Origin of the sequence: Agrobacterium tumefaciens (assembly GCF_005221325.1) — a bacterium.
Taxonomy (GTDB): Bacteria; Pseudomonadota; Alphaproteobacteria; order Rhizobiales; family Rhizobiaceae; genus Agrobacterium.
The window spans coordinates 421,907-435,323 of the sequence record NZ_CP039889.1; the positions used below are offsets into that span (position 1 = coordinate 421,907).

A 13,417-nucleotide genomic window follows, 5' to 3' on the forward strand; every position below is an offset into this window, starting at 1 on the left:
GTTTTAACGGATTATTTTAGCTGGAGATGCGCGATGCAGAGATCGACATTGTGGCTTTTGTTGTTTTTCCTCAGTCTTCTGCCCGCAGAGGCGGCCAGCGACGATGCCCAACCGCCAACACTTGAAACCATTGCCAGAACAGGCACGATCCGGCTCGGCTATGCCGACCGCAACGTTCCCTTTTCCTATCTGGGCACCGCCCCGGAACCGATCGGCTACAGTATCGAACTGTGCCTGAGAGTGGCGGATTCGATCAAGAAAAAGCTGGGCTTACCGGAGCTGAAGGTCGAGTTCGTTAAACGCACGCCCAGCAACCGCATCATGCTTCTCAATGACGGCACCATGGACATGGAATGCGTGGCGAGCACGAATACGGAGGAAAGACGCAAGGCCGTCTGGTTTTCCTACAGCCACTTCATCACCGGCACGCGTTATGTCGCGCTGAAATCGAGCGGCCTGAACACCGTCGCCGATCTCGCCGGACGGACGGTGGTGGTGACGACGGGCACCATCAATATCAGCCAGCTCAACGTGCTCAATCGCAAACTGGGAATGAACATCGCCGTCCTGCAGAATGACAGCACCGAGGGCAGTTTCGACATGGTGACGGAAAACCGCGCCTCTGCCTTCGTCATGGACGATATTCTCCTGCGTTCCTTTGTCGCCGAGACCGGCAGGCCGGAAGATTATGTCATTTCGAACGAATATCTCGCCCCGCCACAGCCCTATGGCCTGATGCTGCGGCACGGCGATACCGGTTTCCGGGACGCCGTCAACGAAGCGCTGGGGCAGATTTATGCAAGCGGCGAAATCGAGAGAATCTACGACAAATGGTTCAACGCGCCGATCCCGCCGAACGGGATGAACCTCCAGCGTCCTCTGCCTGGCGATCTGGCCGAGGCGTTTCGAAGACCAGTCGATACGACAGCGGAATAAAAAACGCCGCTCCAAGGTGGGCGGCGTTTTTATGAAATTTCTTACGCAGCGCGCAGATCGGCACTCAGCGGGATTTCGACGTCGATCTCCAATATGGAAAAATGTTCGTCGCGATCCATCTTCACATGCACACGGTCGCCATCGATTTGCACATGCTTGGCGATGACGGCGAGAATTTCTTCCCGGAGAACGGCGACGAGATCGGTTCCCGACGACGCCCTTTCGTGGGCGAGCAGCACCTGCAGGCGCTCCCGCGCAAGCGGTGCCGACTTCTGTTTGCGGAAGATACTGAAGATGCTCATGCAGCCCTCCTTGCGAAGATCTTGGAGAAGATGCCACGCTTCTCGCCGGGGATGACGACCGGGATATCCTCGCCGGAGAGGCGGCGGGCGGCGTCAAAATAGGCCATGGCGGGCGCGCAACGGGCATCCGCAAGCGTGACAGGCGCACCGACGTTCGAAGCGCGCAGCACATCCGTGCTTTCGGGAATGATGCCGAGCAGCGGTATAGAGAGGATTTCGAGAACGTCATCCACCTTCAGCATGTCGCCGCGTTCGGCGCGGGCGGAATCGTAACGCGTCAGGAGCAAGTGCTTTTCCATGCGCTCGCCGCGCTCGGCCTTCAGTGTCTTGGAATCGAGCAGGCCGATGATGCGGTCGCTGTCACGCACCGAGGAAACTTCCGGATTGGTGACGACGACGGCGACATCCGCATGGCGCATGGCCAGCGTCGCGCCGCGCTCGATGCCGGCCGGGCTGTCGCAGATCACCCAATCGAAATGTTTCTTCAACTCGTTGATGACCCATTCGACACCTTCCGGCGTCAGATTGTCCTTGTCGCGCGTCTGCGAGGCAGGCAGCAGAAACAGCGTCTCGAGGCGCTTGTCACGGATCAGCGCCTGCGTCAGCTTGGCGTCGCCCTGAATGACGTTGACGAGGTCATAAACCACGCGGCGTTCAGCACCCATGACCAGATCGAGATTGCGCAGGCCGACATCGAAATCGACAACCACGACCTTCTCTTTGTTCTGCGCCAATGCGGCGCCAAGCGCTGCGGTCGAGGTGGTCTTGCCGACCCCGCCCTTGCCGGAAGTTACAACGACTACCTTCCCCATATGGCTCTCTCCTGTTCCTGTTCGTTTCTCTGTTATCAGCCGAGTTTTGCGGCCTTGATCGTATCGTTTTCCAGCCAGAGCTGAACGGGCTGGCCACGCAGCTTGTCGTCAATGTCCTCGGCGACCTTGTAGACGCCATCGATGGCCAGAAGCTCGGCCTCCAGCTTGCGGCAAAAGATGCGTGCCGAGACATTGCCGAGCGAACCGGCCATGGCCCGCCCGCGCAGCGCGCCGTAAATATGCACCGAACCGCCAGCGATGATTTCCGCACCCGAGGCAACCGAGCCGATGACGGTGACATCCCCCTCGGGAAACATGATCGACTGACCGGAGCGAACCGGTTCATTGATGACCAGTGACTGCACGACGGCCCGGACCTCGCCCGAAGCGTGCGGTTTACCTTCCGGCAATTCGGTAGCGACGGCGACCGGCTCCACTTCGACATCGGAAGCTGGCTTGCCACCCTTCAACGAAGGCGGCATGCCCGGTTCGATCATCGACGGGCGAACACCCTCGATACCCATGATGCCGACATTGCGTTCTCTCAGCGCCGCCAGCAATTCCTTCAGGCCCGCCTTGTCGAGCGACAGCTCCGACACGTCGAGAACCACAGGCCGCGACAGGAAGAAACCGGCCGAACGAGCGGCCAGATCATCAAGCCTTTCCAGCCATTGATCGACCGGAGATTCGGGGGACAGGACGACCGCGAGGAAGGAGCGGCCTTTGATACGGATCGAACGCTGGTCTGTTAGCACTTTGGTCATCTTGGTAAACAAATCGTTGACAATTAGGTACCTCGAATATGGTTAACAAATGGTTAACGCGCGCCCTGACGCGGTGAATTCGTTAATAAAATTCCTCACGCAAAAGCCTTCATGCAAAACATTCAAAAACACCTGTTAAAGCTTGAATTCATGTAACTGCCTCGCGAATGAAGGCGTATGATAGCAGTGCATCCTTGCTGCAAGCTGACGCCTTCTTGCGGTTAAGCTCTCCCCACCTCCCCCACTTTCCCGGCTCGACTCGCGGGCATCACGCAGCGTCCGATTCTGGAACAACGTGCCTGCAACGCTCAGAAGATAACCATCTGCCTTTGGCAGCCGAAAAGCGATTCCGTTATGTCTCCCGATACTGTAGATACGGGCTGTACCGATAGTTCCAACGGAAGAATGAGATGCACAGCAAAGTCCCGCCGCAGAACCAGATATTTTCGCAAGAGTTTGGGGCCTTCCTGTTCGACATGGATGGAACGCTGGTCAATTCGATCGCTGTCGTCGAGCGCGTCTGGCGGGAGTGGGCCGTTGCAAACGGCATTGAGCCGATTGCTTTCCTGCAGCGCATTCACGGCATGCGGGCATCTGAGGTTATCCGTCGTGAGGCGGTCCCCGGTCTCGATGTGGATGAACAGGCGGACATGATATTGCGCGCCGAGATGGATGATGTTGAGGGCATCATTCAGATACCGGGCGCCGCAGACTTTCTTGCGTCTTTGCCGGCGGGAAAGTGGGCCATCGTCACCTCAGCCGTTCGCGAACTGGCTGAGCGTCGGCTCACCGCAGCCGGCATCACACCGCCACCCGTCATGATTTGTGCCGACGATGTGGTCAACGGCAAGCCCGATCCCGAAGGTTACCGGAAGGCCGCCGAAAGGCTTGGCGTTGCGCCGGAAAGCTGCGTGGTCTTCGAGGATGCTCCAGCCGGCATTCAAGCCGGTGAACGCATGGGGGCTGCGGTGGTGGTCATCAACGTGACCCATTCCCACCCGATCGAAACGCCGCATCTTTCCATCGGCGGTTACGGCGAGCTGGATGTGGTGATTGGTGAGAATGGCAGCCTGAAGCTGGCAAGCAGCGGAGGCTGAAGAGCTGCCGGCGACCACCGACCCGCTGAACCGTCCTCAAGAATAACCATAAGCTTTTCCAAAACGGCTAATTGACAGCCCCGCAGAAATGCGTCCTAATAAAATTGGTAAGACCATCTTACCGCTTGCGCGAACGGGGGGAGACCTTCGCGCTGGGAGGGATATCATGTTTGTGGCTCTGGAGCCGCGCCGCCTTTACCGGCTGGTCGCGGAACAAATTCGCTTGCTCATCGAAAGCGGGGAGCTGACCGAAGGTCAGCGCCTGCCGGCGGAACGGGACCTTGCGGAACGCTTTGGCGTTTCCCGCCCGACCGTTCGCGAAGCCCTCATCGTTCTGGAAGTGGAGGGCCACATCCATATCCGCATGGGTTCCGGCGTTTACGTCAGCTCTGCGACCAGACAGGCCAGGGAAAAGGCGCCGGTGCCGGACGCGCATGGTCCATTCGAAATCCTGCAGGCGCGCTGCATCATAGAGAGCGCGATTGCCGAGGAAGCCGCGCGGCTTGCCACGCCGGAATGCATCGCCAAGCTCGACGACATCATCGAACGCATGGCCGGCGCGCTCGACAGCTCGCCAAAGGCGCTCAATTTCGACCGGGCCTTCCACACCGCCATTGCCGACATCATCGGCAATTCGGCGCTCAATCGCTTTACCGGCCTGATCTATGACGAGCGCAGCCTGTCGCCCTTTTTTGAAAAGCTCGCCAGCTATTTTGAAGGCCCGCACACCTGGAACCTCGCCGTGCAGGAACACCGCGCGATCCGCGACGCCATTGCCGCCAACGATCCGGAAGGGGCTCGCGAGGCGATGCGGCAGCATCTGACGCTGTCGCAAAAGAGATTTTCCGAGAGTTTCGGGGAGGAAACGATCGGAGAAGAGTGACCGTTGCCGCGACCGGCGACGGAAAAAACAACACATCTGGCTTTAATTCGGGAGGAGTTAAGAATGAAAATCAGATTGTCGACTTTGATGGGCGCAACAGCCGCCATCCTGCTTTCCGCACTGGCTGCGCAGGCACAGACCACGCTGAAATGGGCCCATGTTTACGAAACCTCCGAGCCGTTCCACACGGATTCGGTCTGGGCTGCGGAAGAACTCGCCAAGCGCACCGATGGTCGCTACAAGATCGATGTCTTCCCGGCCTCTCAGCTTGGCAAGGAAGCTGATATCAACCAGGGCCTGAAGATCGGCACGGTGGATATCATCATCTCCGGCTCGAGCTTCGCCGCGCGTGACTTCAAGCCGATCGGCGTCACCTATTTCCCCTACATCTTCCGCGATCCGAGCCATCTGATCGCCTATACCAAGAGCGATATCTTCAAACGTCTCGCCAAGGGTTACGAAGACAAGACCGGCAACCACATCGCCGCTGTCAGTTATTACGGCACGCGCCACACCACATCCAACAAGCCGATTGCCGCCTGCGCCGACATGGCGGGGCTGAAAATGCGCGTTCCCGACGTTCCCGCCTATCTCGCAATGCCCCGCGCCTGCGGCGCCAACACGACACCGATTGCATTTGCGGAAGTCTATCTGGCGCTGCAGAACGGCACCGTCGATGCGCAGGAAAACCCCCTGACCACCATCGAGGCAAAGAAGTTTTTCGAAGTGCAGAAGAACATCGTGCTGACGGGCCACATCGTCGACCATCTCAACACGGTGATCTCGAAGAACCTGTGGTCCAAGCTTTCCGATGAAGACAAGAAAATCTTCACCGAGGTCATGCAGCAGGCCGCCGAGCGGACCACCAAGACCATCGAGGGACGCGAGAAAAGCCTCGTGGAAGACTTCAAGAAGCGTGGCCTGACCGTGGCTGAGGTCGACAAGGCCGACTTCGAGAAGAACGTCATCGAAAAAGTTAAGTTCGAGGACTTCGGTTACGACAAGGCCGACTGGGAAGCCATTCGCGCCGTCAAGTGAGCCAAGATCCGGTGCGGCTCCCTTTGCCGCACCGCCCTTTCTCTCCAGACGGGATATCTCAATGTCGCAGGAAATCCATACTCAGGTTACGCCTGAGGAACTCGCCCACACGTTCGACGAGGCGCCGCCTGAGGTCGATCTCAAGGTCTATTCATTCGAGGACTGGGTCACGCTCGGCCTCTTCTGGCTGATGACCGGCTGTGTGTTCCTTCAGTTCTTCACCCGCTACGTGCTCAACAACAGCTACGCCTGGACGGAGGAAATTGCCGTCAACTGCCTGATCGGCGTGGTGTTTTTAGGCTCCGTCATGTGCGTGCGCATGTCGCGCCACATCCAGGTGGATGTGCTTTATCATTATGTGCCGCCACAGGTGGCCCGCGCCATGTCGATCCTTGTCGATGTGCTGCGCATCCTGTTCTTCGCCTACACATCCTGGCTGATGTGGCGTTATCTGGAAATTGTCGCGGATGAAGAAATGGTGACCGTCGCGCTGCCGCGCAACATCGTTTTCTACACGGTCCTGGCGGCATTTGTCTTGATGTTCTTCCGGTCCGTGCAGGTGTTCATCGCCAACATGCAGCGCGGCTATTCCGTTCTGGAACGGCCCGAAGAATTCCAGAGCGCGGGGGATTGATCAGATGCTGCTTCTTATCGGCTCATTTCTTCTGCTGATGGTAATCGGCCTGCCGGTCGCCATTTCCATGGCCTCGGCCTCCTTGCTCTACATCGTGTTTTACAACGTCGCGCCTGATATCATCGCGGCGCAACGCCTGATCGCGGGTGTGGAAAGCTTTCCGCTTCTAGCGGTTCCTTTCTTCATCCTTGCCGGCAACCTGATGAACACGGCGGGTGTGACCGGACGCATCTATTCCTTCGCTGTCGCGCTGGTCGGCTGGATGAAGGGTGGTCTCGCACAGGTCAACATCATCGGCTCGGTGATCTTTTCCGGCATGTCGGGCACGGCGCTTGCCGATGCCGCCGGCATCGGCACCATCGAAATCAAGGCCATGAAGGATCACGGTTATCCGGTCGAAGCGGCCGTCGGCGTCACCGCCGCTTCCGCAACGCTCGGGCCTATCTTTCCGCCGTCTCTGCCCTTCGTCATCTACGGCATGATGGCCAATGTCTCGATCGGCGCATTGTTCATGGCCGGCATCGTGCCCGGCGTCGTCATGACGCTGCTGATGATGATCACGGTTGCGGTCTTTGCCTATATCAAGGGCTGGGGCTCCGATACGCCCTTCAGTCTCAGGACCATCTTCGGTGCATCGATCGAAGTCTTCGTGGTTATGATGGTGCCGCTCGGCATCTATATCCTCACGGCATTCGGCCTGTCGCTCAACCTGTCGATCCTGATCGTGCTGGTCATCCTGCTTGCCTGCGACTGGTATTTCGACTTCTCCGCCGTCATGGCGCTGATGACGCCTGTCATCCTGATCGGCGGCATGACCATGGGTTGGTTCACGCCGACGGAGGCAGCCGTCGCCGCCGTTCTGTGGTCGCTGTTCCTCGGGCTTGTCCGTTATCGGACGATGACCTTCAAGACACTGGCGAAATCGACCTTCGACACCATCGAAACAACCGCTTCGGTGCTCTTCATCGTTGCGGCGGCCTCCGTCTTCGCATGGCTGCTGACCGTCAGTCAGGCGGCACAGCTTCTGTCGGCAGCGATCCTGACGATCACCGACAGCAAGTGGATCTTCCTCGTGCTGGTCAACCTCTTGATGCTGTTCGTCGGTTGCTTCCTCGATACGATTGCGGCGATCACCATCCTCGTGCCGATCCTGTTGCCGCTGGTGCTGCAGTTCAACATCGACCCGGTGCATTTCGGCCTGATCATCACGCTTAACCTGATGATAGGGTTGCTTCACCCGCCGCTCGGCATGGTGTTGTTCGTGCTCTCGCGCGTGGCGAAACTCTCCGTCGAACGCACCACTGTCGCCATTCTGCCCTGGCTGGTGCCGCTGTTCGTGGCTCTGCTGCTGATCACCTTCATTCCGGCCATCACGCTTTGGCTGCCGACCGAAATGGGCCTGATCCGCTAAGACAAACATCCCCTGCCCGCGCGGTTCGCCGCGCGGGTTCGATCATTCCATAAAATATGAGGGCATCGTCATGCAGACACGCGTGGCACGTCTATACTCCCGTGAAGATATCCGCGTCGAAACGCAGGAGGTGGCGGGCCCCGGCCCCGGTGAAGTGCTGCTGGCCATGGCGGCAGGCGGCATTTGCGGTTCCGATCTGCATTATTATCAGGATGGTGGTTTCGGCCCCGTGCGGGTGCGCGAGCCGATCATCTGCGGCCACGAGGCTTCCGGTCATGTGCGAGCACTGGGAGAAGGTGTCAGCGGGCTTGCCATCGGTCAGCTCGTCGCCGTCAACCCCTCGCAGCCCTGCGGCCATTGCCATTTCTGCCTGAAGGGCCAGCCGATCCACTGCCTCGACATGCGCTTCATGGGCAGCGCCATGCGCCTGCCGCACGAACAGGGCATGTTCCGCGACCGGCTGGTGGTTCCGGCAAAACAATGCGCGACATTTTCAGACGCCACCTCGCCCGCCGAGGCCGCCTGTACCGAGCCGCTTGCGGTTTGCCTGCATGCCGTCGCACAGGCTGGCGATCTGGCAGGCGCGAAGGTACTGGTGACCGGCGCCGGCCCCATCGGTCTCTTGACGATAGCCGCCGCCCGCCATGCCGGCGCCGGCATCATCGTCGCCACCGATCTCACCGATGCAGCGCTTGAACGCGCACCCGCCATGGGTGCCGACCGCACCATCAATGTCGCGAAGGACACTGAGGCGCTTTTGCCCTATCAGGACAACAAGGGCTATTTCGACGTCATTTTCGATTGCTCCGCAGCCGGTCCTGCGCTTCGCAGCGCCTTCGCCTGCGTGCGCCCCCGCGGCACCATCGTGCAGGTGGGTGTAACGGGCGACATCACCATTCCGCTCAATGCGCTGGTTGGGAAGGAAATTGTCTGGCGCGGCTCGCAACGTTTCCACGACGAATTCGCCATTGCCGCCGAGCTCATCTCCACCCGCAAGATCGACGTGCGGCCGATCATTTCCCACAGCTTCCCGCTTGGCGAGGCAAAAGCCGCATTCGAACAGGCCGGAGACCGTTCCGCCGCCTGCAAGGTGCAACTGACATTTTCCGCAGACTGATATTTGAGGATTAAAGATGAGACATACATGGCGCTGGTTCGGTCCAGTCGACAAGGTCACGGTTCAGGATGCGGCTCAGGCGGGCGCAGAAGGTATCGTCAGCGCGCTGCATCACATCGCCACCGGTGATGTCTGGCCGGTGGACGAGATCGCCAGACGGCATGAGGCGATCAAGGCCGGCGGGCTTTATTGGGATGTCGTGGAAAGCGTGCCGGTTTCGGAGGATATCAAGACCCAAACCGGCGACTGGAAAACCCATATCGCCAACTGGCAGGAAACGTTGCGCCGCCTATCCGCCTCCGGCATCCGCACCGTTTGTTATAATTTCATGCCGGTGCTGGACTGGACCCGCACCGACCTGCGCTGGGAAACCAGACATGGCGCGAGGGCGATGCGTTTCGATCTCACCGATTTCGCCGCTTTCGACATCCATATTCTGAAGCGCCCCGACGCGAAGGCCGATTATCCGGACTGGTTGTTGGAGGAAGCGGCAAAACGCTTCTCCGAGATGCCGGACACCAAAATCGCCGCGCTCGGGCGCAATATAGGTGCTGGCCTGCCCGGTTCGGCGGATGGTTACACGCTCGCCCAGCTTCTCGAAAAACTGCGCTCCTATCACGGCATCAACCGGGAAAGACTGCAACAGAACCTGATCGACTTTCTGTCCGCGGTGACGCCGGTTGCCGAAGACGTCGGCATCAACATCTGCGCCCATGGCGACGATCCGCCATGGCCGTTGCTCGGCCTGCCGCGTATTCTTTCAACGGAAGCGGACTACACCCATATGCTGTCCCAAGTCGACAGCCGCGCCAATGGCGTGACGCTATGCACCGGTTCCCTCGGCGCACGGGCGGATAACGATCTACCCTTCATTGCCAACCGTTTTGCCGATCGTATTCATTTCGTGCATCTGCGCAATGTGACGCGCGATACCGACACCATACCCTGCTCCTTCTTCGAGGACGAGCATCTCGAAGGCGGGACGGATATGGTCGCCGTCATCGCCGCACTCGTTACCGAAGAGGCCCGACGCCGGGCGGAGGGCCGCGACGACCATACCATTCCGATGCGGCCCGACCACGGCCAGGAAATACTCGACGACCTGACGCGCGGCGCGCAGCCCGGTTACCCTGCCATCGGCCGGCTGAAGGGGCTGGCGGAACTGCGTGGCATCGAACGCACGCTTTCGCACAGCCGTTTCGGCCTTGCGAACGGCAAGGCTGAGCCGGGAAATTGACCGTGGGCCGTTTCGTCAGCCTGCGGCCAACCGTGCCCGAAAAATGAGATAGGAGAAGGTCGCCAGTCCGCCGGCAATCGCTCCAGCGGCTTTCACGGCGGCGTCCATCAGATGCGGGTGACGTGTGGGCGACAGGAATTGCAGTGCCTCGATACCGAAAGCCGCGAAAATACCCGCGAGGATGACTGCCAGCCAGTAACGCGGATAGGCCAGCACGAAGGCCGCCGAACAGAAGGCGAAGGCGGCGGCCCGGTCGAGACCAACACTTGTCAGCGTGTGCGGACGAAAGCCGATCGGGCAGATTGTAACGATCACGATCAGCAGGAGAACCGACCAGGCGACATATTTCGGGAGTCTGTTTGTCATCATGGCGTAACAATAGAGTGCCGCCCTGGGAAACGGAAGCGGGACTTTTTCACGCCTCGCCCAATTAATCACACTTTTTGCTCAGATAGTTCAAAAACCGGCTTTCGTTCAGGCCCCACACGGGCTAAGGCAGAAGGCAACCGGACGCGGATCGCGGCTGATGGCGTTCACGCTGTCGCCTTTCGGTGCGATGTCACGGTGTCGGGTGGATTTTCCACACAGGATCAGATTTTCAGGGATGAGCACAATGAGTTTCAAGCCGCACGGCAAACATCTGGTTGCAGGAGAATGGGTCGCAACGGAAGCGAAATTCCGCAGCGAACCTGCACATGGCGAAGCTTTCGATTTTTCGGTCGGCACCGTCGATCTGGTGAATGCAGCCGCAGAAGCAGCCGAAGAGGCCTTCTGGAGCTACGGTTACACCACCCGCGAAGAGCGCGCCGCTTTCCTCGACACCATCGCCGATGAGATCGAAGCACGCGCCGACGCCATCACCGAAATCGGCTCGTCCGAGACCGGCCTGCCCGCAGGACGCCTGCAGGGCGAACGTGGCCGCACCGTTGGCCAGCTCCGTCTTTTCGCCTCGCATATCCGCAAGGGTGACTATCTTGATCGCCGGCACGACGAAGCGCTGCCGGATCGCCAGCCGCTGCCGCGCCCGGATATCCGCCTGATGCAGCGCCCGATCGGCCCGGTCGCCGTCTTCGGCGCGTCGAACTTCCCGCTCGCCTTCTCCACGGCCGGTGGTGACACCGCTGCTGCACTGGCTGCCGGTTGCCCCGTCGTCGTCAAGGGCCATTCCGCCCATCCCGGCACCGGCGAAATCGTTGCCGAAGCCGTTCTGGCCGCCGTCAAGAAGCACAATCTGCATCCCGGCGTTTTCTCGCTGATCCAGGGCGGTCGCCGCGATGTCGGTTCCGCGCTCGTGCAGCATCCGCGCATCAAGGCGGTCGGCTTCACCGGTTCGCTTGCCGGCGGCCGCGCGCTGTTCGATCTTTGCGCCCAGCGCCCCGAACCGATCCCCTTCTTCGGCGAACTGGGTTCGGTCAACCCGATGTTCCTGCTGCCGGAAGCGGTTAACGCCCGTGGTGAAGCCATCGCCAAGGGCTGGGCGGGTTCGCTCACCATGGGCGCCGGCCAGTTCTGCACCAATCCCGGCATCGCCGTCATTCTCTCCGAGCAGGCGAACGCCGTGGCTGAAACCGCCCGCGCGGCTCTTTCCGAAGTCGGCCCGCAGGTCATGCTGACGGATGGCATCGCCGCCGCCTATCGCGACGGCCGTGACCGTATCGCTGCCGGCAATGGCGTGCGCGATGTGCTGACCACCACCTGCAATCTGCGCAATGCGACGCCCTATCTCTACCGGGTCTCCGGCAAGGACTGGGTTGCCAACCACGCACTCGCAGAAGAAGTATTTGGACCGCTCGGCCTGATCGTAACGGTCGACAGCACCGAAGAAATGCTTGAGGTCGCCAAGAGCTTCGAAGGCCAGCTGACGGCAACCATGCATCTCGACGCCGGCGATGCCGAACTCGGCCGCAAGCTGCTGCCGATCCTGGAGCGCAAGGCCGGCCGCGTTCTCGCCAACGGATTCCCGACCGGCGTGGAAGTGTCCGAAGCCATGGTTCACGGCGGTCCTTACCCGGCCTCCACGAACTTCGGCGCCACCTCTGTTGGCACCATGTCGATCCGCCGCTTCATGCGCCCGGTTTCCTACCAGAACATCCCTTCCGACGTTCTGCCGCAGGATATCCGCTAATAAAAAAAGGGGGAGACGCTCACGCGCCTCCCCCGTTCATCGTTCGGCCCGATAAGCTTAGGCCGACTGGATCGTCTCGATCTTCCCGATACCGCCGACGATACCGGCGAAATCCTGCCAGACGCCCTGCGCGCCCTTGCGCCATTCATCCAGAGCCTCCGGCTGCAGAACCTTCCCGCCCTTCGAAAGAGCAAGTGCGACCGACTTTACCTCGTCCTCGACGATCAGCTGATTGAAATATTGCGCACCTTCGCTGGAGGCTTCCGAGAGAACTTTCTTCTCTTCGTCGTCCAGCTGGTTCCAGAAGGTCGCACCATAATAGACGACGCCTGACGCCCAGATATGGCCCGTTTCCGTCAGATAGGGAACGACCTCATAAAGCTTGAAGCCGGCATAGGCGGATTTGGTGAGATCCATGGCATCGGCCACGCCTGTCGCCAGCGCATTATAGGTTTCCGTGATCGGAATACCGACCGGCGTCGTACCGAAGGCGCTCCACAGCTTGGTGTGTAATGGGCTCTGGATGACGCGGATCTTCTTGCCTTCCAGCTGCTCCGGGCGGGTTACCGGTTCCTTGGTCAGCAGATGGCGCGCGCCGTAATTGATGAAATCGGCAGCGATGAATTGCTGGGCGGCGAGCTTCGTCTTCAGATCAGTGCCTGTCTCGCCCGTCACCACCTTGCGCACATGATCGGCATCGCGGAACAGGAAGGGCAGATCGAGAATCTGCAGTTCCGGCACCCAGCCGGAGAGCGAGGAAACGGTGGAAAGGCTCGCCTGAACCGAGCCCAGGCGGATATTTTCCGCCACTTCCTTTTCACCGCCCAGCGCACCGCTCTTGACGATGTTGAAACGGAAACGGCCGGGCAACTTCGCCTCCACCAGTTCGCTGATCTTCACCCAGATTTTCGTCTCCGGCTTGTCGTCGGCAAACAGCGAGGCAACGGTGATGCTGCGGGTTCTGGCATTTGCCGTACGGACGAAGGCGGGTGCGGCCAGCGTCGCCGCACCGATGGCGGAGAGTTTCAGGAGATTGCGGCGATCGATAATAGTCATGAATA

14 protein-coding genes are annotated in these 13,417 nt (G+C 59.9%); 9 read left to right on the plus strand and 5 right to left on the minus strand.

From position 1 onward, the window contains the following. The first annotated feature begins 33 nt into the window (after positions 1-33). Positions 34-936 (plus strand): amino acid ABC transporter substrate-binding protein, encoded by a 903-nt coding sequence (locus tag CFBP5499_RS16880; RefSeq protein WP_080829759.1) that lies wholly within the window; start codon positions 34-36, stop codon positions 934-936. Positions 937-977: 41 nt separating this feature from the next. Here the strand turns inward: CFBP5499_RS16880 and minE are convergent, their stop codons facing one another. From minE to minC, 3 genes are read right to left on the minus strand one after another with little or no spacing between them, the layout of a single operon-like run. After that, on the minus strand, positions 978-1,238 hold the full coding sequence (gene minE / locus CFBP5499_RS16885) for a cell division topological specificity factor MinE (RefSeq protein ID WP_080829758.1): 261 nt from the start codon (positions 1,236-1,238) through the stop codon (positions 978-980). Continuing rightward, on the minus strand, positions 1,235-2,050 hold the full coding sequence (minD, locus tag CFBP5499_RS16890; RefSeq protein ID WP_080829757.1) for a septum site-determining protein MinD: 816 nt from the start codon (positions 2,048-2,050) through the stop codon (positions 1,235-1,237). The genes minE and minD overlap by 4 nt, the downstream gene beginning before the upstream one ends. 35 nt (positions 2,051-2,085) lie before the next feature. Next, positions 2,086-2,814, minus strand: a complete 729-nt coding sequence (gene minC, locus CFBP5499_RS16895) for a septum site-determining protein MinC (protein ID WP_173990437.1) — start codon at positions 2,812-2,814, stop codon at positions 2,086-2,088. Between the two features lie 410 nt (positions 2,815-3,224). Here minC and CFBP5499_RS16905 point away from each other — a divergent pair, with 410 nt between their 5' ends. The 7 genes from CFBP5499_RS16905 to uxuA all read left to right on the plus strand — a co-directional run bounded on the left by CFBP5499_RS16905 (position 3,225) and on the right by uxuA (position 10,231). Next, the gene (locus tag CFBP5499_RS16905; RefSeq protein WP_080829756.1) at positions 3,225-3,911 is read left to right on the plus strand and encodes an HAD family hydrolase; all 687 of its coding nucleotides are present in this window, start codon (positions 3,225-3,227) and stop codon (positions 3,909-3,911) included. A gap of 166 nt (positions 3,912-4,077) precedes the next feature. Then, on the plus strand, positions 4,078-4,794 hold the full coding sequence (locus tag CFBP5499_RS16910; RefSeq protein ID WP_080829755.1) for a FadR/GntR family transcriptional regulator: 717 nt from the start codon (positions 4,078-4,080) through the stop codon (positions 4,792-4,794). Between the two features lie 63 nt (positions 4,795-4,857). Next, a complete protein-coding gene (locus tag CFBP5499_RS16915; RefSeq protein ID WP_080829754.1) occupies positions 4,858-5,832 on the plus strand; it encodes a sialic acid TRAP transporter substrate-binding protein SiaP in 975 nt (324 codons plus the stop codon). 61 nt (positions 5,833-5,893) lie between these two features. After that, positions 5,894-6,466, plus strand: coding sequence for a TRAP transporter small permease (locus CFBP5499_RS16920; RefSeq protein ID WP_020809476.1), 573 nt, complete (start codon positions 5,894-5,896; stop codon positions 6,464-6,466). A gap of 4 nt (positions 6,467-6,470) precedes the next feature. Beyond that, a complete protein-coding gene (locus tag CFBP5499_RS16925; protein WP_080829753.1) occupies positions 6,471-7,877 on the plus strand; it encodes a TRAP transporter large permease in 1,407 nt (468 codons plus the stop codon). A 70-nt stretch (positions 7,878-7,947) separates the two neighbouring features. Then, the gene (locus CFBP5499_RS16930) at positions 7,948-8,994 is read left to right on the plus strand and encodes an L-idonate 5-dehydrogenase (protein ID WP_080829752.1); all 1,047 of its coding nucleotides are present in this window, start codon (positions 7,948-7,950) and stop codon (positions 8,992-8,994) included. 16 nt (positions 8,995-9,010) lie between these two features. Further along, complete coding sequence (gene uxuA, locus CFBP5499_RS16935) at positions 9,011-10,231, plus strand: mannonate dehydratase (protein ID WP_080829751.1); 1,221 nt, start codon at positions 9,011-9,013, stop codon at positions 10,229-10,231. Positions 10,232-10,246: 15 nt separating this feature from the next. Here uxuA and CFBP5499_RS16940 read toward each other — a convergent pair whose 3' ends face one another. Beyond that, the gene (locus tag CFBP5499_RS16940; protein WP_175416805.1) at positions 10,247-10,600 is read right to left on the minus strand and encodes an antibiotic resistance protein VanZ; all 354 of its coding nucleotides are present in this window, start codon (positions 10,598-10,600) and stop codon (positions 10,247-10,249) included. Between the two features lie 244 nt (positions 10,601-10,844). Between CFBP5499_RS16940 and CFBP5499_RS16945 the strand changes: the two genes are divergently transcribed. After that, positions 10,845-12,356 (plus strand): aldehyde dehydrogenase (NADP(+)), encoded by a 1,512-nt coding sequence (locus CFBP5499_RS16945; protein ID WP_080829749.1) that lies wholly within the window; start codon positions 10,845-10,847, stop codon positions 12,354-12,356. A 57-nt stretch (positions 12,357-12,413) separates the two neighbouring features. Here CFBP5499_RS16945 and CFBP5499_RS16950 read toward each other — a convergent pair whose 3' ends face one another. Further along, positions 12,414-13,412 (minus strand): TRAP transporter substrate-binding protein, encoded by a 999-nt coding sequence (locus CFBP5499_RS16950; protein WP_080829748.1) that lies wholly within the window; start codon positions 13,410-13,412, stop codon positions 12,414-12,416. Between the last annotated feature and the right edge of the window lie 5 nt (positions 13,413-13,417).